The sequence below is a fragment of the Campylobacter sp. CFSAN093249 genome, from assembly GCF_011067895.1.
Classification (GTDB): Bacteria; Campylobacterota; Campylobacteria; order Campylobacterales; family Campylobacteraceae; genus Campylobacter_D; species Campylobacter_D jejuni.
In genome coordinates this window covers 55,737-77,386 of sequence record NZ_JAAMWM010000005.1, presented here as the reverse complement: position 1 = coordinate 77,386, position 21,650 = coordinate 55,737, and the positions used below count along the sequence as shown (strand labels likewise).

Sequence of the window (21,650 nt, the reverse complement as noted above, 5' to 3'; positions counted from 1 at the left end):
ACTTTCCTTATTTGATTTTATAGTATAATAGCAAAAAAGTTCTAAAGGAAAAATATGCTTTTAGGTGTAAATATCGATCATATTGCAGTGTTAAGACAAGCTAGAATGGTAAATGATCCTGATCTTTTAGAAGCTGCTTTTATAGTAGCTAGACACGGAGATCAAATCACTTTGCATGTAAGAGAAGATCGCCGTCATGCTCAGGATTTTGACTTGGAAAATATTATAAAATTTTGCAAAAGCCCTATCAATTTAGAATGTGCTTTAAATGATGAAATTTTAAATTTAGCTCTTAAACTCAAACCTCACCGCGTTACTTTAGTGCCTGAAAAAAGAGAAGAGCTTACTACAGAAGGGGGGCTTTGTTTAAATCATGCTAAATTAAGACAAAGCATAGAAAAACTTCAAAATGCAAACATTGAAGTTTCACTTTTTATTAATCCTAGTTTAGAAGATATAGAAAAATCAAAAATTTTAAAAGCCCAATTCATAGAGCTTCATACAGGACATTATGCGAATTTGCACAACGCACTTTTTAGTAATATCTCTCATACTGCTTTTGCCTTAAAAGAACTCAATCAAGATAAAAAAACCTTGCAAGCTCAATTTGAAAAAGAATTACAAAATTTAGAACTCTGTGCCAAAAAAGGCCTAGAACTTGGCTTAAAAGTAGCCGCGGGACATGGTTTAAATTACAAAAATGTAAAACCCGTAGTAAAAATTAAAGAAATTTGCGAGCTAAATATAGGACAAAGCATTGTAGCAAGATCTGTATTTACAGGACTTCAAAACGCTATTTTGGAAATGAAAGAACTTATTAAAAGATGAAAAAACTAGCCATTAGTATAGGCGATATAAACGGCATAGGACTTGAAATTTTAGTGCGTTCTCATGAAGAACTAAGCAAAATCTGCACACCTTTTTATTTTATCCACGAAAGCTTGCTTGATAAAGCTTCAAAACTTTTAAATTTAAAACTTTTTAATGCAAAAATCGTAGCTTTTAAAGATGGAAAAGACTATGAGTTTAATTTTGTAAAAAAAGAAAATTCTCTTGAAATTTACTCTTTCTACCTTCCTTTAGGCTTTAAAGTGGATGAAAATTTTGAAATCAAAGCCGGAGAAATAGATACAAAAAGTGGACTTTATGGTTTTTTAAGTTTTAAGGCGGCAAGTTATTTTGTCTATGAAAAACACGCCCATGCCTTGCTTACTCTACCTATACACAAAAAAGCTTGGGAAGATGCAGGACTTAAATACAAAGGACACACCGATGCTTTAAGGGATTTTTTTAAAAAAAATGCCATTATGATGTTAGGTTGCAAAGAACTTTTTGTAGGGCTTTTTAGCGAACATATACCTTTAGCTAAGGTGAGTAAAAAAATCACTTTTAAAAATTTAAGTATCTTTTTAAAAGATTTTTACAAAGAAACACATTTTAAAAAAATGGGGCTTTTAGGTTTTAATCCTCACGCTGGAGATTATGGAGTTATAGGTGGAGAAGAAGAAAAGATCATGGAAAAAGCTATAGCCTTTGTTAATGCCTTTTTACACTCTAAAAAAGATGAAAAATTTTTCAAAAAAGCCTTAAAAGATGAAAATTTACAAAAAGAATTGCTTTTAAATTTTAAAGGCAGGGGCGTTTATCTACCCTATCCTTTAGTGGCTGATACAGCTTTTACTAAGACTGGTTTAAAAAACTGCAATCGTTTAGTGGCTATGTATCACGATCTTGCCCTTGCTCCTTTAAAGGCCTTGTATTTTGATAAAAGCATCAATGTAAGTTTAAATTTACCTATCATACGCGTTAGCGTTGATCATGGCACGGCCTTTGATAAGGCCTATAAAAATGCTAAAATCAACACTAAAAGTTATTTTGAAGCGGCTAAATTTGCAATCAATTTACATTCTAAAGCTTAAATTTAGCCCTAGAATCAATCAAATCTTCTTTAGCTAAGCTGTCTATAAAATCTTGCAAATCTTTATTGGTATTTAAACTTTGAGTGAGTAAATTTTCATATTTATCAACTTTATTTTTAAAAATTTGCTCTAAAACTTCTTTAGTCTTTGTATCTTTTTTTGCTCTTTGCATAAGTTCTAATAAAACCTTAATATAAGCTTCTTGCATGCAATCACTTGCATTGAGTAAAGATAAAATAGGATTTTCCCCTGCTTTTGTATTTTGCATATTTTTTATACAAATTTTTCTTTCTTTAAGCATCTTTTTTGAAATGGCTTTAAAATCTTTTTTCATCTTTTTATCTGCTTTTTTTGAAATATTTTGATATAAACTACTATAGATGTTATCTACTAAAGCAAGTTTTTTATTATCAAATTCATTACGCACACCAATTTTATTGCATATCATAAGTTCATCATCACTTTTGCCATCATATTTGATTTTAGAGCAATCAAAACTAGGTTTTACTTCATCTTTATAAATAAGCTCATCAAAACTCAAAGCCCCTAAACTCGCCAAACTTAAACCAAGCAATAAAATAATTTTTTTCATTATTTACCTTTAAAATTTTTATTTTATTTTAACAAAAATATTTTGAATTTTTTAAGGAAATTAAGCCTTTATTTTATTATAATGCGTTTTTATTTTTTATAAGGAACTTAAAATGCAAAATTACAAAAAAGCTCTTTTTGCACTAGCTCTTAGTGCTTTTTGTATGGGCGTAACTGAATTTGTTATGGCAGGAGTTTTGGTTGATGTTGAAGCGTATTTTAGCGTAGATGCAAAAACCGCGGGCTATCTTACAACCTTATATGCTATAGGTGTTGTTATAGGTGCTCCTCTTATCACCATACCTTTAAGTCGTTTTCATAGACATACACAACTTTTAATCAATCTTGGAATTTTTGCTTTAGCAAATTTCATCATCTTTTTTAGCCAAAATTTCTATCTTACTGCTTTTGCACGCTTTATAGCAGGAACACAACATGGGGTATTTTTTGTCATTGCCACCTTAGCTGTAAGTGCTATAACTCCAGATGATAAAAAATCAAGTGCTCTAGCTATAATGGTCACAGGGCTTACTGTAGCCTTAGTTACTGGAGTGCCGCTTGGAACTTTTATAGGGCATTATTTTGGCTTTAAATTTATCTTTTTACTCATTTTTATCATTACAAGTCTAGCATTTTTTGGAGTATGGCATATGATGCCCAAAAATTTACATCCTAGCCCAACCAGTCTTAAAAATCTAATCCCTGCTTTTTCTCATCAAAATTTGTTAAAAACTTATACTATAACCATTTGTAGTTGTGGGGCTCAATTTGTTCTTTATACTTATTTGCAAAAAATACTTGTAGAAATAAGCGGTTTTAAAGTCCAAGATACAGCTTATATCTTGCTTTTATATGGAATTTGTGCAATTTGTGGGAATTTATGGGGCGGAAAAATAGTAGATAAAAAAGGTGCTATTTTTTCTTTGCGTCTTATTTTAAGCATACAAGTTCTAGTATTTTTAAGTGTATTTCTCACCATGCATTCTAAAATTTTAATCATTTTTAGCGTAGCTTTGATAGGATTTTTTGCCTTTTCAACCATACCTGCACTAAAAATGCTTAGCATTACTAAAGCTAAACGCCATACTTATAAAGTCATAGACAGTACAGTAAGTGTGAATGAAGCAGCTTTTAATGTAGGCATAGCTTTAGCAAGTTTTTTAGGTGGGATTGTTTTAGCAAGATTGGGTATAGAATTTAATGCTTTATTTTCAGCACTTTTTGTAAGCCCTGCTTTGATTTTTGCCTTGCTTTTTGCCAAAGATAAATTAAATTATAAAAAATTTCAAAGAAAAAGTTTTACAAAGGTATAAATTGGAATAGAAATTGCTTGCTTATTTAATGTAAAGTTAAATAAAGGAGGAGAAAATGGTAGTAGATAATACTCAAAAAACATCAAATGCTATCTTTAGCACCACAACTAAAGTTAAAGAAAAAAATACTTCGGCAGATGAATTTCAAGCCACATTAAATGAAGTAAAAAACAAAGAAGAAAAGGAAGATAAAAAAACAAACTCAAGCAAATTTACTAACGAAGACATTGATCTTGGTGCTGTTAGAGAAGATTTTAGATCTTATGCTTGGCAAAAAATGAGAGAAGATCAATACAAAAAAAATGAGGAGACTTTGCTAAATAAGCTTTTTACTACAATTGACGCAGGAAATGCCACAAACAATACAAAGGCTTAATATACAAATCAATCAAAACTCAAACTACATAAACGAGAATTCCAATAATTCTCGTAAAATTTCTAATAACTCTGGATAAAATGAAAAAATTTATTATTTCCTCTATATGAAGAAAATATAGAAAAATTGACCAATTTAATTTATCAAATTCTGTTATAATTTTGCTAAAAACAAAGGAAAATAATGATTTTTATCGATGCTTGCTTTAAAAAACCTACACCCTACACCCCTATTTGGATGATGCGTCAAGCAGGAAGGTATTTGCCAGAATATATGGAAGTAAGAAAACAAGCGGGTGATTTTCTCTCTTTATGCAAAGACTATAAAAAAGCTTCTGAAGTTTCTTTACAGCCTATTGATATTTTAGATGTAGATGCAGCAATCATTTTTTCAGATATCTTAGTTGTTCCTCTTGAAATGGGTATGAATTTACGTTTTGAAAAAGGAGAAGGGCCTGTTTTTGATAATCCTATTTCAACCCTAGAAGATTTAGAAAAACTTGACGATCAAAATGCACATAAAAAATTAAATTATGTCTATGATGCCTTAAAGCTTACAAGAGAAAAATTATCTCAAAACAAGGCTTTAATAGGATTTTGCGGAAGCCCTTGGACTATAGCTACCTATATGATAGAAGGAAGTGGAAGTAAAAATTATGCAAAGTGTAAAAAAATGCTTTATCAAAACCCAGAACTTTTACATAAAATTCTAAACAAACTAACTCAAGTTTTAAAACTTTATTTAGAAGAGCAAATTAAAGCAGGTGCTAATGCTATACAAATTTTTGATAGCTGGGCAAGTGCTTTAGAATATGATAAGTTTTTTGAATTCTCTTTTAATTATATGCTTGAAATTTCAAATTTTATTAAAAGCAAATACCCAAATATACCTGTAATTTTATTCCCTAAAGGCATTAGCGGTTATTTGGATAGAATCGATGGTAATTTTGATGTTTTTGGAGTTGATTGGAGCACTCCGCTTGATTTAGCGCGTGATAAACTATCGCACAAATACACTCTTCAAGGCAACATGGAACCTTGTAGACTTTATGATAAAAATGCCATCAAAGAAGGAGTCGGAAAAATACTAAAAACCATGCAAAATAAAGCTCATATTTTCAACTTAGGACATGGGATCTTGCCTGATATTCCTGTTGAAAATGCAAAATATTTTATCAAGCTTGTACAAGAAAGTTCAGCTAAATGAAAATACTCTTTGGTCCTGTTAGCTCAAGGCGTTTTGGAAGATCTTTGGGTATAGATTTAAGCCCTAGTAAAAAACAATGCAATTTTGATTGTGTTTATTGCGAGCTTGATCCAAAAAAAGCCCAAGAAAAACAGGATGAAATTATCAGCATAGATAAAATTATCTCCGAAGTTAAAGTTATGCTTGAAAAAAATGTTGAATTTGATTTTCTTACCCTTACTGCCAACGGAGAGCCTAGTCTTTATCCTTATTTAAATGAGCTTATTTTATCTTTACGCAGCATTGCTAAAGATAAAAAATTGCTTATTTTAAGCAATGGTACAGCTGTATTAGATGAAGACAAATTTAATGCTTTGCTAAAACTAGATGTGGTCAAATTTAGCCTAGATAGTGCAGTTACTAAAACTTTTTATCGTATTGATAGAGCTTTAAAAAACATTGACTTAGAAAAAATGATAGAAAAAATGGCAGATTTTAGAGCTAGGTTTAATGGAGATTTGATTATGGAAATTCTAGTTGTTAAAGATCTTAATGACAACGAAGAAGAATTTGAAGCACTTAATCAAGCTTTAAAAAAAATCATGCCTTTAAGAGTTGATCTAAGCACCATAGATAGACCTCCTGCTTATGCTGTTAAAAAAGTAAGCGAAGAAAAACTTTTAGAACTTTCTAAACTTATAGATTCTACTCCCGTACTCTTAGCCAAAAGACATTATGAAGGTGAAAAACTAAGCTTCAATGAAGAAGAATTATTAAAAATGCTTCATTTGCGCTCACAAAGCGAAATAGACATTGAAGTGAAATTTGATGAACAATCCAAAACTCTCTTAAATCAACTTATCAAAGAAAAAAAGGTAAAAATTCTCGATTTAGCTGGAGTTAAATTTTATAAAGTTTAGGCCTTTGGCAAATACTTTCTAAGTAAAGTTATAAGATCATTTCTACTTACATCACTTAAAACTTCGCTCACACAATCAAAATCCCTAACTTTTTCCTTTGAAAAAAAGATGATATGGCTTTGTGGATGCTGTTTTTTATAAGCACTTAGCAAATTTCTCATTTGCTCAAGATCAAATTTAATTAATTCATAATCAAGTAAAATCAAACGATAAGTCTCCTTGCTTAATTCTTGTTTTAATTGACTAAAAGAATTTATACATATATTTTTATCACATTGTTTTTCTATTATATTAAAAAACAAGGTTGCATCAAAATCATTTTGTTTAAAAAGCAATACATTATTTTGATAAGGGGTTTTAAATTTTAAAGTGCAAACCTTATCAAGCTTGTTTTGCAAAATATTTTCAAGATCTTTTTTTTCAAAAGGTAAAGTTAAAAAATACTCATAATGTGTATTTTTATGCCGACCCATCACTATAAAATCATAATTTTTCTTTACATTTTTATTGAAAATTTTATCCTTGATAAAAATCAAATGAAAGTCATTAACATCAAAACTTAAATTTTTAAAACAAGTGCTTTCTATGCCAAAATACGAAAGTAAATTTGCAAGTAAAAAATTCTCAAGCTCATCATTATTAACTATGGCCACACTTGCTTCAAATTGCAAAACCTTTCCATGAGATGTTCCTATAATGCTTTTATGATGCTCTAAAGCCTCATTTAATTCTAATCTAATTTGATCTTTTTGAGAATTTAAGGCATTTAAAATCAAAGAATTAATTTCTTTATTATACCCTTCATTTAAGCAACGCATTGCATTAGATATATTTACAAGCTGATATAAATTTTCCTCCAATAAATGCAAATATCTATCTTTTTCATGGGATATTTTAGTTAAATTTTGGCTCGTAGTTTCAAATTTTTCCTTTAACAAATCAAGCGCACTATCAACATCAATCTTTTTTTGAAAATTTAAAAAATCATTTTGCATGCAAAAAATTTTTTGATATATTTTGTTTATATTTCTATTTTGCCTAAAAGCAAAAATAAAAAGTGTTAAAGATAAAACAAAAATGCTAGAAAACATACCTATTTTCAGTTGTTCAGTAACACTATCAAGCTTTGAGATATCAATACTTAAATACGCTAAAATTAGATTAAAAATAAAAATTATCCCTGCTAATATCAAATCAATTTTCCTTTATCTTTTGCGCCGCTTTCCTGCCTACAAGCATTGTAAGATCTTTAAAATCAGCCTTATATATAGATTCAAAATTTCCATAATACGCTAAAAGTTTTTGTATAACCCCTGAACTAAGTCCTAAATTTGCAAGCTTAGAACTTTTCAAGTCCTGTTTTTTCTTAGTATTTTGATGAAAGCTGATAGCAAAACGGTGTGCTTCATCTCTTAATTTCTGTAAGAATTGTAGTTTTTTATCGTTAATGCTTAGACTAAATTCTCCTTTTAAGGAATGAATTTTATCCTTAGCACCCCCTTTAGCTCTATGTGCTTTTGCATCGATTTTTTCTTTTGAAATAGCTAAAATATCGATATTTGCCCCACTACTTACAATGATTTCTTTAGCCAAATCAAGCAAAGCCTTTCCCCCATCTATAAGCCATAAATCAGGAGGAGGTATTTTATCAAAGTCCAAAGCCCTACGCGTTAAAACTTCACGCATTTGATCATAGTCATTTTTATGTTTTAAATGAAATTTTCTATATTTTGACTTATCCCAAGAATTTATTCTATAAGTTACCATAGCTCCAACATTTGCCACGCCTTGCAAATGAGAATTGTCAAAAATTTCTATATCATTTGGTAAATTTTCAAGCTCAAAATAAAACTTTAATTCTTTTTGTATAGTAAAATCATGATTTTTTTGCTCTTTTTCTATATTTAAAAGGGCATTTTGAAAAGCCAAATCACAAATTCTTCTTTTTTCTCCTATTTTAGGGATTTTAATACTGATTTTTTTATCAAACCTTTGGCTTAAAATTTCTTCTAAAAGCACTCTATCTTCAAATTCTTCATAAACATAAATAACATTTGCAAGCAAAGGAATATCCATGCTAAAATTTTCTAAAATCAGTTGCTTATAAATTTCATTTTGATCCCATTGTATATCATTTCTTATAGGAGTAATCTTAGAATTTGCACTGATAATTTTTCCATTTTGCACCACAAAACGCAAGGTTGAAAGCACGGAATTTTTAAAAGCTAAAGCAAATACTTCAAAATCTTCTAATTTCGCAATATCTATTTCAACCTTAACTTCCAAATCTTTAATCATTGCAATCTGATCTCTTACTTTAGCTGCTTCTTCGTAATTTTCATTTTGTGCTAAAACAAGCATTTGTTTTTCTAAGTTTTTAAGCAAAACACTAGGATTTAAAAGTGCGTGTATAGCCTCATCTAAAATTTCAAGGTATTTTTCCCTGCTGATGAGTTTATCACAAGGTGCAAGACAACGAGAAATTTGATAAAAAATACAAGGGGATTTACAACTTGCTTTTTGCTTTAAAGGATAGTATAAATAAAGCGCATCTAAAAGCTCTCTAGCGCCTTTAAAAAAAGGGCCAAAATATTTAATTTTGCTTTTTTTTACTAATTTTCTAGTGATCTCAAAGCGTGGAAATTCTTCTTCAAAATCCACATAAATATAAGGATAAGTTTTATCATCTCTTAGCAAAATATTATATTTTGGATGCAGTTGTTTGATAAAAGAATTTTCTAAAATCAAAGCATCAGCCTCTGAATTAGTAGCAATAAATTCCAAATGCACTGTTTCTTCAATCATTTTTTGAATTCTTAAAGAATTTCTTGGATTTGCATGTAAATTTGGAGTAAAGGCAAAATAAGATTTGACACGATTTTTAAGATTTTTAGCCTTGCCTACATATAAAAGCTTTCCTTCTTGATTAAAATATTGATACACTCCAGCACTATTGGGAAGAGTTTTTAACTCATTTTCTAAATTCTCTTTAATCAAGATTAGAACCTTTTTTTATAAGCTCTCTTAAATCTTCAAATTTCTTAAATAATTTTTTATCTTCAAAGCAATTTTTAAATTCACCCTTAGAAAGCTCCAAATAAGAATTTTTAGAGAGTTTTTCATCATTTTTGTTTTTATTTACCGTATAAGTGTATTTTTGAGAAAAGATTTTTATATCTTTTATATCAACAAATCCGCTTAAAGGATATTTTTGTCCATATGCTTTTATGAGAAATTTAATATAAATTTTGCTATCATCATGATTTAATTCTTGATAAGCTGCTGGATGTAAGGTTATTATATTTAAAATATGATTTTTTACATAAATTTTAGCAATCAAACGTTGCTTAGCAAGCGGAAAAGAACTTAAAAAATCTTTGCAAAAAAATAAGGTTTTTAAAGGCTTATAATGAGGTTTATCCATCAATTCATTAATAACAGCACTAGCGTTTTTAGTCATCTTAATATTATTTCTTTTTCCCATAAGATGATTTTAGCATTTCTTTTCTTAATTTTCTTCTGTGCTTGCGGATATAAAGGCAACCCTCAATACACAAGCTATGAACAAAATGGTTCGGTAAAAACCATTAAAAAATACGAACAATTACATAGGTGGTAAATAATGAAAAAAGCAGATATTTTAGTTTTAGACTTTGGCTCTCAATACACTCAGCTTATAGCAAGACGCTTAAGGGAACAAGGAGTTTATGCAGAAATTTTACCTTTTAATGTAAGCTTGGCTGATATTAAGGCGAAAGAACCAAAAGGTATTATTTTAAGCGGAGGTCCAGCAAGCGTATATGCAACTGATGCGTATTTTTGCGATAAAGGCATATTTGACTTAAATCTACCTATTCTTGGAATTTGTTATGGTATGCAACTCATGGCACATCATTACAAAGCTACAGTAGCACCTGCAGGACATAAAGAATACGGCAAAGCAAACATAGAAGTTAAAAAAGATAGCGCTTTATTTAAAAATCTTCCAAAAAAACAAACCGTTTGGATGAGTCATTCTGATAAAGTAGAAAATTTACCTCAAGGTTTTGAAGTTTTAGCCACAAGTGAAAATAGCCCTTTTTGTGTTTTTGGAAATGAGGATAAAAAATTCTTTGCTCTACAATTTCACCCAGAAGTACAACACAGCGAATTTGGCAAAAATATCTTAAAAAATTTTGCTAAATACGCTTGCAATTGTGAAAGTGTTTGGAATATGGGTTCTTTTGCAAAAACTCAAGCAGAAAAAATCCGCGAAGAAGTAGGCAATGATAAAGTGCTTTGTGCTGTAAGTGGCGGAGTAGATAGTAGCGTAGTTGCTGCACTTTTAGCTAGCGCTATAAAAGAGCAAGTTATAGTAGTTTTTGTAGATAATGGACTTTTAAGAAGTGAAGAAAAGGAACAAGTTGAATTTATGTTTAAAAACACTTTAGGCATCGATCTCATCAGCATTGATGCAAGTGAAATTTTCTTAAGTCGCTTAGCTAATGTCACAGATCCTGAACAAAAAAGAAAAATCATAGGAAATACCTTTATAGAAGTTTTTGAAGAAGAAGCAAAAAAACATAAAGATGTAAAATATCTTGCCCAAGGCACACTTTATACTGATATCATAGAAAGTTCTGTTGTAGGTGCAAGCAAAACCATTAAAAGCCATCATAATGTAGGGGGCTTACCTGAAAAAATGAATCTTAAACTCATAGAGCCTTTAAAAGAAATTTTTAAAGATGAAGTGCGTGCCTTAGGACTTGAGCTTGGACTTAGCAAAGAAGTAGTTTATCGTCATCCTTTCCCTGGGCCAGGTCTTGCTATACGCATTATGGGAGAAGTAAATCGCGCTAGCTTAGAACTATTACGCAAGGCTGATGTAATTTTACTTGAGGAACTTAAAAGTACAGGTTGGTATGATAAAACTTGGCAAGCATTTTGCGTACTTTTAAATGTTAAAAGCGTTGGAGTTATGGGGGATAACCGCACTTATGATAATGCAGTTTGTATACGCGTTGTAGATGCAAGTGATGGTATGACAGCTACCTTCTCGCATTTACCTTACGAAATTTTAGAAAACATAAGTCGCCGTATCATCAATGAAGTAGAAGGTATAAATCGCGTTGTTTATGATATCTCAAGCAAACCACCTGCAACTATAGAATGGGAATAATCCATTTTTTTCTAGCTCTTATTTTTAATATAAAATTTTTATAAAAATAAGGCTGGAATTTATTTAAGAAATTTCAAGGAAGAAATATGCATGGAAAAATAGCTATTTATATGGATTCTACAGGACGTGGAACCGTTACAAACTCAGCAAATACCTTTTTTGACTTTAATCGCCAAATTTGGAATGATAAAAAAAGTATGCCAAGTGTTGGTATGCTTGTGGAATTTAGAACTCTTTCTAGCGAAAAAAAAGCAGAAGACGGCAAACTCGTTCAAACAAGCAAAACCATAACAGGTATAAAACCTTCAAAATTTCAAGAATTCAAAGAAGGGGATTTTATCACTGAGCATGATTTTTGGAAAACTGATAATGATGATGAATTAGAAGACTTGCAAAACTCAAGAAGAAGTGCTTATATAACAGAACTCTATAGAACAACAGACTTTGACACTATAGAAAAAATTCCTCTTTCTTTTACTATACCTCAAGCTATACAAAAATATTTTGCCCATGAAATTTTATCCGTAGAAACGCTTCAAGCCAATCTACAAGATGAAAAGGAAATTCCTTGTATACTTGATTATCTTATACTTAAAAGATTTTTATTTAAAGCTTATGATACTTTAATTTTTATGGATAATAGCATAGACCAAACCCAATTTAGCGCATTAAAAAGCATCATGATGCATTTAGAGAATTCATACAAGCAAATGATGGCTGATCAAAAACCAAATATCACTAAAATTTTTAACGAAACTTTTTTATCTTTGCAGTGTCATTACCAAGCTTTAGTAGCCACCATAGATACAAGAAAAAATCGTCTAGCCTCACTTGAAGCACAAATGAAAACTTTACAATCTGAAATAAATCTTAAAAGCAATGCGACCGATGCAGACCCTGAAAAACTTAAAGCACGACAAGAAAGATTGGCTAAACTACAAAAAGAAGCAGAATACTACAGAACAACACTAAAAAGACTTGATGCTATAAGGGAAGATTTTTATAAGAAAAATTACAATATTTTCGAAAATGCTTTTAAACTTTCACGAGAAAAACTCTTTAAAAAAATTGTCACAGGTTTAAATCTATGTGCAACCATAATGGATGTCAAAATTTGGCACTTATCTTTAAAATCATCAGGGGTTAAAAATTCTTATTTTACTATGAGTAATATAGAAAATTCTTTCTGTTCTCTTTCTTTTGCAGAACATTACTTAAGTCGCTTAAATAAATCCGCTCTAAATCCTTTTGATCAAAAACTTTTAGTGTATATTCAAAAAATCACAAAAGAACAAAGAAAAAAATTTTTAGTTGTCACATCGGATTTAGATTTATTATGCAAATTAAAAATTGAAAACTTTTCACAAAATCCGTATTATTTAGTAAAATACGCACCTAAAAAAGTAAATTATCAATCTTTAATGCGTGATAACACCTTTGATATAGTCTATATTGATGAAAAACATGTTTGGGAAAATGTTGCCGATATTATTTTACAAGGAAAGCATTTTGACAAATCAGGAAAAACCAAATTTAAACTGATTTAAGACATAGAAATTTAAGCTAAATTAAGTTATAATTTCCTTGCCTAAACAGTTTGTAGTATTTAAAGTGATCCAACACATTTTTATTAACTGCGATTGTGTGATTTACCGTGTTCTGTGGCATCGTTTGAGCTTTGAAAAAAGTGAGAAGTTGCAGCCTTTAAAAATTACCTAGCGGTTTTCTTTGACTTTTTGGGGTCAATCTTTGTTAAACGGCTGTTTGGGTTTAAAAGGAGATATAAATGAAAATAATGATTTTGGGTAGTGGTGCAAGAGAATATTCTATTGCTTTAGCCTTAAGAAGAGTAGACAAAAATTTAGAGTTTTATTTTGCTCCTGGAAATGGCGCTACCGAAAGTCTTGGAACAAATTTAAACCTAAAAGATCCAGTAGTTTTAGCAACCTATGCAAAAGAAAAAGGTTTTGATCTTTGTATAGTAGGAAGTGAAAGTTTTTTAGCTGAAGGGGTTGTAGATATTTTTAAACAACAAGGACTTGCTATTTTTGGGCCAAGTAAAGCTGCTGCAATGCTTGAAACCTCAAAATCTTTTATGAAAAGCTTTCTTAAAAAATACCGTATCAAAACAGCCAAATTTTTAAACACAAATGACATTGAAAAAGCAAAAAATTTTATATATAGTTTAACCCCTCCTATAGTAGTAAAAGCCGATGGACTTTGTGCAGGAAAAGGTGTTATCATAGCTAAAACTCATGAAGAAGCCATAGAAGAAACAGCTAAAATGCTGAGCGGAGAAAGCTTTGGAGATGCTGGAAAACTCGTTGTAATTGAAGAATTTTTAGATGGTTATGAATTAAGCATTTTTGCAGTATGTGATGGCAATGATTTTGTTTTACTTCCTGCAGCACAAGATCACAAAAAATTACTCGATAATGATCAAGGGCCAAATACTGGTGGAATGGGTGCTTACGCTCCTAGCTCTTTGGCGAATGAAAGCTTGCTTAGAAAAGTTCAAAAAGATATTATTTTACCAACTTTAGCAGGTATGAAAAAAGAAGGAGCGGAATTTTGTGGTGTTTTATTTATAGGTGCTATGATCGTTGGAAATAAACCTTACGTATTAGAATTTAACGTTCGCTTTGGCGATCCTGAATGTGAAGTTTTAATGCCTTTAATCGAAGATCCTTTAGAGCTTATTTTAGCTGCTACTCAAAGACGCTTAAGACACTCAAAAATCAAAATCAAAAAAGAATTTGCAGTAGGGGTTGTATGCGCAAGTGAAAACTATCCTTACAAAAGTTCACCAAAAAGTGAAATTACCGTAAATAACATTCCTGAAAACTCTCATATTTCTTATGCTGGAGTAAGCCTAGAAGATGGCAAATTAATGGCTGATGGTGGAAGAGTTTTAGTTTGCGTTGGCACAGGAAAAAGTATAGAAGAAGCGCAAAAAAATGCTTATAAACTTTGTGATAATGTAAATTTCAAAGGAAAACAATACAGAAAAGACATCGCTCATCAGGTTCTGAAATGAAAGAAAATTTACAAGACCGCTTAGAGCGTGAAAATCTAAAAATAGCAAGTTTTGGAAAAAGAGTTCTAGCTTTTTTAATCGATGATATGGTTATTTCTTTGATTGTGTTTATCATTTTTTATGATCGTCTAATCCAAGCAAAAGATTTATTTGAAACAACTCAAATTGTAGGAAATTTTTACCTTGGCTTCATCTTGCTTCATTTTAGTTATCAAGCAATTTTTACTTATCTTTATGGGGCAAGTTTGGGAAAAATATTATGCAAAATTATCATCTTGGATGAAAATCTTCTTGATAAACCCAATCTCATTCAAAGTTGCATCAGGTCTGCCGTAAGACAAGTTAGTGCTATGGCGTTTATGCTTGGATTTGCTTGGGCTTTAAGCAATGATTTACGCAAAGCTTGGGAGGATTATCTAGCAAGGACAATAGTAGTCGATGTGGCGTAAATTTTCCCTATTGCTAGGAACTAGCATAGCTTTAAATGCAGCACAAGTTGATATTTACGCTCTTGATGCAAAAAAAGAAGGTGATATTCTTACTGCGAACAATGATGTTATTATTTTTTCTGATTTTTATTTCATCACTGCCAATAAAGCAATTTACAATGAAAAAACCGGAGATGTTGAGCTTTTTGGCGATGTTAACATCCTAAGGGGACAAAACGAAAGATCACATTCTGATTATGCTAAAATCAACCTAAATTCCAATCAAGCCGATTTTAGTAATTTTTTCTTTTCCAATAACAATCTTGAAGTATGGTTTCAAAGCAAAACAAGCCATCTAAATGATAAAGTCTTTGAAAGCAAAGTTTCAGCAGTTTCAAGCTGCAATGTTGAAGATCCTGATTGGGAAATTCGTTTTTCAAAAGGCTGGCTTAACCGGGAAACCAATTTTGTTCATCTTTACAATGCAAGATTATATGTTAAAAATACCCCAGTTTTTTATCTACCTTATTTTGGATTTAGCGCTGATACTCATAGACAAAGCGGGCTTTTAATCCCAAAAATCGTTTTAAAAAGTAGCGAAGGCTTATACTATGAACAACCTATTTATATAGCCACTCAAGAAAATTGGGATTTAGAACTTGATCCACAAATTCGAACAAACCGTGGTTTTGGACTTTATTCTACTTTAAGATTTCTTGATTCTCCATATTCAACAGGAGAATTAAATTTTGGTGCTTTTAGGGAAAATAGCTCCTATTTTCACGATGAAAATTTGAAAAATCAAACCCACTATGGAATAGAACTAAAATACTCAAGAGATGATTTAATCAAATCTTTACTCAGTGATAATTTTCAAGAAGGTCTATGGATAGATGCAACCTATCTCAACGATGTGGATTATTTAAATTTAGGAAGTAGGGATTATCGAGATCTTAACTCGCTTGTAACCTCCAAAATCAATTATTTTTTAGCTGATGAAAACAATTTTTACGGAGCTTATGCAAGATATTATATCGACACATCTAAACTTAGCAACAATACAACCTTACAAGAATATCCAAGCTTTCAATATCATAGATTTTTAAATAACCTTTTTGATGAACGCTTGCGTTATTCATTTGATGCTTCATTTCATAATTTTTACCGACCTGCTGGTTCTTATGCAAATGAGCTAAATTTAGACTTGCCTATCTCGTATCACAACGCTTTTTTTGGAGACTTTTTACACTTTACTTTTACAGAAAGATTTTATGCTTCTTTTGTAAATTATAGCAACAATCCCGAAAGAAACCATGAGCATTATTTCAGAAACACTCATGATTTTAATCTCTACACCGATCTTTCAAAAGCTTATGGAAATTTCTTTCATACTTTAAATTTAGGGGTGAATTACATTTTGCCAGGAGCAAAATCAGGTAAAATCACGCAAGATTATCTTGAAGAATACGACAAAGAAAACGAACATACAAGTCTTTATGCTGTGCAATATTTCTATAACAACGAAGGACAAAAAAAACTCAAACACAGAATTTCGCTTGACTATCTCAATAAACAAAATGAATTCTATGAACTTGAAAATCTTTTAACTTATTATTTTAATGAAAACATCAATCTCAACAGCGAAGTGCTTTACTCTTATGAACAAAGTCGCTTTACCAATGTCATCAGCCAAATAGAAGTCAATACAAATTCAAAATTTAATTGGATGTTTTCTCATGCTTATCAAAACGATGAGTATGGAAAATATAGCTTTATTGGTACAAGAGCAAATTATATTGCCACACCTAATTACAATTTATTTGGTGGAATTTGGTTTGATACTCAAAGAGCTCATGCAAACATGTGGGAACTTGGCTATACCTACCAAAGAAAATGTTGGAACTATTCTTTAATGTATAGAGAAAGAATCGATCCACAACTCACAAGTGGTGGTATCACAGCTAAAAATCAAAGCGGAGTTTATTTTATTTTCAACTTCTATCCTTTAGGAGGAGTAAAATACGATTTCTCTTTAGCAGAAAGTGAAAACAAAATTTAAAAAGGATGAAATTTGCTAAATATTTTAAAAAATTTTACGAATTTATTATCTGGTAAAAAAGGAAAAATAATGCAATACAGCATAGAAATTAACAAAAATACAGAAATATTTAATATAGACAAAGTCGCCAAACAAGCTGCCGGTGCTGTTTTAATGAGACAAGGCAAAAGCGTTGTTCTAGCTACAGTTGCAAGAGAAGAAAAACAAGTTGAAGAAGATTTTTTACCTCTAACCGTCCAATACATCGAAAAGGCTTATGCTGCAGGAAAAATCCCTGGTGGTTATGTCAAAAGAGAAACCAAGCCAAGCGATGCAGAAACCTTAACAGCACGCATTATTGATAGAAGCTTACGCCCTCTTTTTCCAAAAGGCTATGCTTATCCGACTCAAATCGTTGTGATGGTTCTCTCAGCTGATCCTAAAGTAGATTTGCAAGTAATGAGCTTAAATGCCGCAAGCGTGGCACTTTATCTTAGTGATATACCTATGAAAGCTCCAGTATGTGGTGTGCGTATAGGAAAGATAGATGGAAATTTCATACTTAATCCAAACAATGAAGAGCTTCAAAATAGCACCCTAGATCTCTATGTAGCAGGTGTAAAAGATGAGCTTTTGATGATAGAAATGAGAGCCTTACCTGATCAAAAAGAAAATGAAATCTTTATCGAAGCTCCTTATGCTGATGTTTTAACTCAAACCACTTCACAAAATATGAATGAACTTAGCGAAGATGAAATTTTAGAAGCTCTAAATTTAGCTCAAAAAGCTATATTAAATGGTTCAAATGCTTATGAAGAAGCCTTTAGCAAACACAAAAAAAATTCTCAAATCGAACTAAAAAATGAGATTGAATATCCTGAAATTTTAGCTTTTATAGAAAATAATTTCCAAAAACAAATCAAAGAAGCCATCAAGCAAATGGCAAAAAGCGAAAGAGCAAGCGAACTAAATAAAATCGCTAAAGAAATTTCAAATCTTGAAATCGCTAAAGAGTGGAGCGAAGAAAGTGTCTTAAATACCTTAGCTAAAGTCAAACGCAAACTTATTCGTGGGCAAATTTTAAATGAAGGCAAAAGAGCTGATGGTAGAAGTTTAAACGAAGTGCGTCCTATTAGCATAGAAACCAATATCTTGCCAAACGCTCATGGTTCTTGTCTTTTCACTCGTGGACAAACTCAAGCCCTAGTGGTTGCAACCTTAGGCGGAGAAAACGATGCTCAAATGATAGACTTGCTTACAGAAAAAAATCCTATAAGCGAACGCTTTATGGTAAATTATAATTTTCCAGGTTTTTCAGTAGGCGAAGCAAGTCCTATCAAAGCTCCAGGAAGAAGAGAACTAGGACATGGAAATTTAGCCAAAAGAGCACTTTATCCAAGTGTGGATGAAAACTATCCTTATGTAATCCGCTTAGTCAGTGAAATTTTAGAAAGCAATGGCTCAAGTTCTATGGCAACGGTTTGTGGCGGATCTTTAGCCTTAAAAGCAGCAGGAGTGCCAAGCTTAAAACTTGTTGCAGGAGTAGCCATGGGGCTTATCTTTGAAGATAACAAGTATGCTGTTTTAACAGATATCATGGGACTTGAAGATCATGATGGGGATATGGACTTTAAAGTAGCAGGAAGCAAAGACGGCGTTACTACTCTTCAAATGGATATAAAACTAGGTGGAATCGATCAAGAAACACTAAAACAAGCTTTATACCAAGCCAAAGAAGGAAGAATTCACATTCTAAATATCATGGAAGAAGCCGCCAAAGAAATCATAGTCAATGAAGAAGTTTTACCTAAACTTGAGCTTTTTAGCGTTGATCCTTCAAAAATCGTTGATATTATAGGACAAGCCGGAAAAACCATCAAAGAAATCGTAGAAAAATTTGGCGTTTCTATAGACTTAGATCGCGAAAAAGGTGAAGTAAAAATAGCAGGTAGTCAAAATGAGCAAATCAAAGCCGCAAAAGACTACATCATAAACATCACAAGCTCTCAAAAAGGAACTAAAAAAGGCTCTAAAGACAAAGATATATCAGGCTTTGAACTTGGGCAAGAATTTCAAGGTATTGTTAAAAAAATCGCTTCTTTTGGAGCCTTTGTGGAACTTAAAAATGGTGTTGATGGTTTATTGCATAGTTCAAAAAGCAAGCATCTTAATTTAAGCGAAAACCAAAGCTTAAAAGTTAAAATCAGCGAAATTAAAAACGGAAAAATTTCTGTGGATTTGTGTGAGTGAGTGAATTTCTAACTCATCCTTTTGAGCCTTTTTTTGACAAAGATTCTAAAATCTTAATTTTAGGATCTTTTCCTTCGGTAAAATCAAGACAAGATGGCTTTTATTATCAACACCCAAGAAATCGTTTTTGGCCTATACTAGAAACACTTTTTGATGTAAGATTAGAAAATATCACAGAACAACAAGCCTTTTTAAGAAAAAAACATATCGCTCTTTGGGATGTACTTCAAAGTTGCAAGATAAAAAATTCAGATGATAAAACTATAAGTTATGCAAAAGCCAATGATTTAAGCCCGATCCTTTCTCAAACCAAAATCCAAGCCATTTTTACTACTGGACAAAGTGCTTATAAATTTTTTATTAAATTCCACCCCCGCTTAAAAGCCATAGCCCTACCCTCAACTTCTCCTGCAAATTTAAATTTTTCTTTTGAACAGCTTTTGCAAAACTATGAAATAATCAAAAAATTTACAAAATAACAAACTAAGCATTACCCCCCCCCCAAGTAAAACAAGAAAAAAACTAGTTAATATCTAGCTTTTGCGTGTTATCCTTGAATTCAAATTCCACTCTCTTAGCTCCAAAACCTTTAGCAATAGCTTCTAAAGTATCCTTAGCACTTTTATGAATTTTGCTTTCTAAATTTTGGATAAGATTTAAAGACAAGTCTTTAACCTCATCTTTGGCTTCTTTTATGAGTTTGTTTTTATCACTTTCGCTAAAACTAATCCCCGTACTATTGATAGAATCAGGCAGTAAAAAAGGTAAAAATTTAGCATTTTTTTCATCATAAAATTTCATATCTATGATGCTGTGTTTGTATCTACACTCTGGCATGATGATCTTATAAGCATCGTCCCCTAAAGGCAAAATATCAAAGTTTTTATCCCTTAAATCATACAAGAAAGTGATCTCAAATTCAAAAATCAAAGCAATCTGTCTTTCACTCAAAGACCATCCTAAAAGATTTTTCCAAATTCCATTAAAAGCGCTATCTTTTTTAGTGACAATCTCTTTACTAAAAACTTGAAAAACACTTAATTCTCCTATGGATTTAAGCTGCATGATATCACTAAAACTTTGCGTGCTTTTTTCTTCTATTTTAGGGCTTTTATACTGCCTAAAAAGCACTACAAACAAAAGTACAAGTAAAATCATCACTAAAACAAATAAAATCATTTCCATTTTAAACCTTTCTAAATTTATAAACCTTGATTTGAAAAGATATATTTTTTCTCAAACGCTAAGAAAATAAAAGCATTAATGATAAAAATCAAACACACAAAAGTAAAAACAAATTCCACGCTAAAATGTGAAGCCATAATCCCTCCGCCAAAAGCTCCACAAAAATTTCCCAAAAATTGACAAGTTTGATTAAAACCAAAAATCACACTTAAATTTTTAGCACTCACACTTTTTTTAAGCAAGGCATTCACACAAGGCAAAAGCCCTCCAAGTCCTACACCTATAAGTAAACGCACGAAAATAAGCGTATAAACATTACTTACTACAGCCTGCAAATAAAAGCAAATTCCACAAAATATCAAAGCTCCAAAAATAATCTTACTAGGCCCTATCTTATCGGCGATTTTTCCAAGTTTTGGTGCGAAAAAAAGATTGCTAATCCCACTTGCAGCCACTACTATACCCGCCCAAAGAGCCAAATTTCCACCTTGATGAATTTGCTCAACATAGATACTTAAAATCGGCATCACTCCAAAAGTACCAAATTGTATCACAAAAGTAGTGATAAAAAGAACGATAATAAGGGTTTTGTTTTCTTTCACTTTTTGAGTATTTTTCTTCGCCTCTTTTTGAATTTTTCTCTCATGGATGAAAAAATAAATCGTCACAAAAGAACAAGCGATCAAAAAAGCCACCATATCAAAAACCGTACTAATACTAAAAAATTCAGCCACAAAGCCACCAAACAAAGGCCCAAGCAAACTTCCACTTATAGAAGCCGTAGAAAGAGTTCCTAAAGCATAAGCCACTTTTTCTTTAGGTGCTATCACAGCGATAAACACAACAGCAGCAGAAGTAAAACCCGAAATTATCCCTGTTAAACCCCGCACAAAAACTACTTCTAAAGCACTATGAGCAAAGCTAAGCCATAAGGTTAAAACCGACATCCCAAAACTTGCACGAAGAAGCATATTTTTATAACCATACTTTGCACCCAAAAAAGCCCACAAAGGTGAAAAAACAGCCATAAAAAGTGGAGTGATCCCAAAAGCAAGCCCTGAGTAAAACGCTATTTCACTCGTATCAACATGTCCTAGTTCTTTGATATAAAAAGGCAAAATCGGAGCGATTTGACTAAGCCCCATACTTGTGGTAAAAACACCAAACCAACACACAAGCAAAGTTCTATTGAAATTTTCCATGGATTTATTGTATGATATTTTTTATAATTTTTAATTAAAACTCAAGGA

Annotated in this window: 19 protein-coding genes; 13 read left to right on the top strand and 6 right to left on the bottom strand. The window is 31.4% G+C overall.

Annotated features, from left to right (window positions below):
• The first annotated feature begins 54 nt into the window (after positions 1–54).
• Positions 55–828: a pyridoxine 5'-phosphate synthase gene (locus FBF10_RS04205; RefSeq protein ID WP_002868556.1), complete on the top strand. Its 774-nt coding sequence runs from the start codon at positions 55–57 to the stop codon at positions 826–828.
• Complete coding sequence (gene pdxA / locus FBF10_RS04200) at positions 825–1,919, top strand: 4-hydroxythreonine-4-phosphate dehydrogenase (RefSeq protein WP_020247063.1); 1,095 nt, start codon at positions 825–827, stop codon at positions 1,917–1,919. Before FBF10_RS04205 ends, pdxA begins: the two co-directional genes overlap by 4 nt.
• Here pdxA and FBF10_RS04195 read toward each other — a convergent pair.
• On the bottom strand, positions 1,909–2,511 hold the full coding sequence (locus tag FBF10_RS04195; RefSeq protein WP_002853942.1) for a hypothetical protein: 603 nt from the start codon (positions 2,509–2,511) through the stop codon (positions 1,909–1,911). The two genes, pdxA and FBF10_RS04195, sit on opposite strands and share 11 nt — an antisense overlap.
• A gap of 112 nt (positions 2,512–2,623) precedes the next feature.
• Between FBF10_RS04195 and FBF10_RS04190 the strand changes: the two genes are divergently transcribed.
• The 4 genes from FBF10_RS04190 to FBF10_RS04175 all read left to right on the top strand — a co-directional run bounded on the left by FBF10_RS04190 (position 2,624) and on the right by FBF10_RS04175 (position 6,304).
• Entirely contained in the window at positions 2,624–3,823 is a 1,200-nt protein-coding gene (locus tag FBF10_RS04190; protein ID WP_002853994.1) for an MFS transporter, read from the top strand.
• A gap of 55 nt (positions 3,824–3,878) precedes the next feature.
• Entirely contained in the window at positions 3,879–4,199 is a 321-nt protein-coding gene (gene ciaC, locus FBF10_RS04185; RefSeq protein WP_002853224.1) for an invasion antigen CiaC, read from the top strand.
• A 183-nt stretch (positions 4,200–4,382) separates the two neighbouring features.
• Positions 4,383–5,405, top strand: a complete 1,023-nt coding sequence (gene hemE / locus FBF10_RS04180) for a uroporphyrinogen decarboxylase (RefSeq protein WP_002859305.1) — start codon at positions 4,383–4,385, stop codon at positions 5,403–5,405.
• Positions 5,402–6,304 (top strand): radical SAM protein, encoded by a 903-nt coding sequence (locus FBF10_RS04175; protein WP_002887860.1) that lies wholly within the window; start codon positions 5,402–5,404, stop codon positions 6,302–6,304. Before hemE ends, FBF10_RS04175 begins: the two co-directional genes overlap by 4 nt.
• Here FBF10_RS04175 and FBF10_RS04170 read toward each other — a convergent pair.
• Genes FBF10_RS04170 through FBF10_RS04160 form a run of 3 tightly spaced genes read right to left on the bottom strand, consistent with a single transcriptional unit; the run spans position 6,301 to position 9,788 of the window.
• On the bottom strand, positions 6,301–7,497 hold the full coding sequence (locus tag FBF10_RS04170; protein ID WP_002854153.1) for a hypothetical protein: 1,197 nt from the start codon (positions 7,495–7,497) through the stop codon (positions 6,301–6,303). The two genes, FBF10_RS04175 and FBF10_RS04170, sit on opposite strands and share 4 nt — an antisense overlap.
• Position 7,498: 1 nt before the next feature.
• Complete coding sequence (gene uvrC, locus FBF10_RS04165) at positions 7,499–9,301, bottom strand: excinuclease ABC subunit UvrC (protein WP_020247064.1); 1,803 nt, start codon at positions 9,299–9,301, stop codon at positions 7,499–7,501.
• A complete protein-coding gene (locus FBF10_RS04160) occupies positions 9,294–9,788 on the bottom strand; it encodes a hypothetical protein (protein WP_002867358.1) in 495 nt (164 codons plus the stop codon). The genes uvrC and FBF10_RS04160 overlap by 8 nt, the downstream gene beginning before the upstream one ends.
• A gap of 138 nt (positions 9,789–9,926) precedes the next feature.
• Between FBF10_RS04160 and guaA the strand changes: the two genes are divergently transcribed.
• From guaA to FBF10_RS04125, 7 genes are all read left to right on the top strand, one after another.
• Positions 9,927–11,462, top strand: a complete 1,536-nt coding sequence (guaA, locus tag FBF10_RS04155) for a glutamine-hydrolyzing GMP synthase (protein ID WP_002873151.1) — start codon at positions 9,927–9,929, stop codon at positions 11,460–11,462.
• 86 nt (positions 11,463–11,548) lie between these two features.
• Positions 11,549–13,009, top strand: a complete 1,461-nt coding sequence (locus FBF10_RS04150) for a hypothetical protein (protein WP_002853236.1) — start codon at positions 11,549–11,551, stop codon at positions 13,007–13,009.
• 239 nt (positions 13,010–13,248) lie between these two features.
• Complete coding sequence (gene purD / locus FBF10_RS04145; protein ID WP_002853212.1) at positions 13,249–14,499, top strand: phosphoribosylamine--glycine ligase; 1,251 nt, start codon at positions 13,249–13,251, stop codon at positions 14,497–14,499.
• Positions 14,496–14,948: an RDD family protein gene (locus FBF10_RS04140; protein WP_002853161.1), complete on the top strand. Its 453-nt coding sequence runs from the start codon at positions 14,496–14,498 to the stop codon at positions 14,946–14,948. The genes purD and FBF10_RS04140 overlap by 4 nt, the downstream gene beginning before the upstream one ends.
• Entirely contained in the window at positions 14,938–16,986 is a 2,049-nt protein-coding gene (locus tag FBF10_RS04135; protein ID WP_002887867.1) for an LPS-assembly protein LptD, read from the top strand. Before FBF10_RS04140 ends, FBF10_RS04135 begins: the two co-directional genes overlap by 11 nt.
• A gap of 69 nt (positions 16,987–17,055) precedes the next feature.
• Positions 17,056–19,215, top strand: a complete 2,160-nt coding sequence (locus FBF10_RS04130) for a polyribonucleotide nucleotidyltransferase (protein ID WP_165433896.1) — start codon at positions 17,056–17,058, stop codon at positions 19,213–19,215.
• Positions 19,212–19,694: a DNA-deoxyinosine glycosylase gene (locus FBF10_RS04125; protein ID WP_002859314.1), complete on the top strand. Its 483-nt coding sequence runs from the start codon at positions 19,212–19,214 to the stop codon at positions 19,692–19,694. The genes FBF10_RS04130 and FBF10_RS04125 overlap by 4 nt, the downstream gene beginning before the upstream one ends.
• 43 nt (positions 19,695–19,737) lie before the next feature.
• On the opposite strand, the gene FBF10_RS04120 is transcribed toward FBF10_RS04125, so the two are convergent.
• Both FBF10_RS04120 and FBF10_RS04115 read right to left on the bottom strand, forming a co-directional pair.
• Positions 19,738–20,400: a DUF4230 domain-containing protein gene (locus FBF10_RS04120; protein WP_002859315.1), complete on the bottom strand. Its 663-nt coding sequence runs from the start codon at positions 20,398–20,400 to the stop codon at positions 19,738–19,740.
• Positions 20,401–20,417: 17 nt separating this feature from the next.
• Positions 20,418–21,602, bottom strand: a complete 1,185-nt coding sequence (locus FBF10_RS04115; protein ID WP_002878587.1) for an MFS transporter — start codon at positions 21,600–21,602, stop codon at positions 20,418–20,420.
• Positions 21,603–21,650: the final 48 nt, after the last annotated feature.

Coding starts and splice junctions, on each gene's coding strand:
- FBF10_RS04205 (WP_002868556.1), top strand. CDS start 55: ATGCTTTTAGGTGTAAATATCGATCATATTGCAGTGTTAAGACAAGCT.
- pdxA (WP_020247063.1), top strand. CDS start 825: ATGAAAAAACTAGCCATTAGTATAGGCGATATAAACGGCATAGGACTT.
- FBF10_RS04195 (WP_002853942.1), bottom strand. CDS start 2,511: ATGAAAAAAATTATTTTATTGCTTGGTTTAAGTTTGGCGAGTTTAGGG.
- FBF10_RS04190 (WP_002853994.1), top strand. CDS start 2,624: ATGCAAAATTACAAAAAAGCTCTTTTTGCACTAGCTCTTAGTGCTTTT.
- ciaC (WP_002853224.1), top strand. CDS start 3,879: ATGGTAGTAGATAATACTCAAAAAACATCAAATGCTATCTTTAGCACC.
- hemE (WP_002859305.1), top strand. CDS start 4,383: ATGATTTTTATCGATGCTTGCTTTAAAAAACCTACACCCTACACCCCT.
- FBF10_RS04175 (WP_002887860.1), top strand. CDS start 5,402: ATGAAAATACTCTTTGGTCCTGTTAGCTCAAGGCGTTTTGGAAGATCT.
- FBF10_RS04160 (WP_002867358.1), bottom strand. CDS start 9,788: ATGGGAAAAAGAAATAATATTAAGATGACTAAAAACGCTAGTGCTGTT.
- guaA (WP_002873151.1), top strand. CDS start 9,927: ATGAAAAAAGCAGATATTTTAGTTTTAGACTTTGGCTCTCAATACACT.
- FBF10_RS04150 (WP_002853236.1), top strand. CDS start 11,549: ATGCATGGAAAAATAGCTATTTATATGGATTCTACAGGACGTGGAACC.
- purD (WP_002853212.1), top strand. CDS start 13,249: ATGAAAATAATGATTTTGGGTAGTGGTGCAAGAGAATATTCTATTGCT.
- FBF10_RS04140 (WP_002853161.1), top strand. CDS start 14,496: ATGAAAGAAAATTTACAAGACCGCTTAGAGCGTGAAAATCTAAAAATA.
- FBF10_RS04135 (WP_002887867.1), top strand. CDS start 14,938: ATGTGGCGTAAATTTTCCCTATTGCTAGGAACTAGCATAGCTTTAAAT.
- FBF10_RS04130 (WP_165433896.1), top strand. CDS start 17,056: ATGCAATACAGCATAGAAATTAACAAAAATACAGAAATATTTAATATA.
- FBF10_RS04120 (WP_002859315.1), bottom strand. CDS start 20,400: ATGGAAATGATTTTATTTGTTTTAGTGATGATTTTACTTGTACTTTTG.
- FBF10_RS04115 (WP_002878587.1), bottom strand. CDS start 21,602: ATGGAAAATTTCAATAGAACTTTGCTTGTGTGTTGGTTTGGTGTTTTT.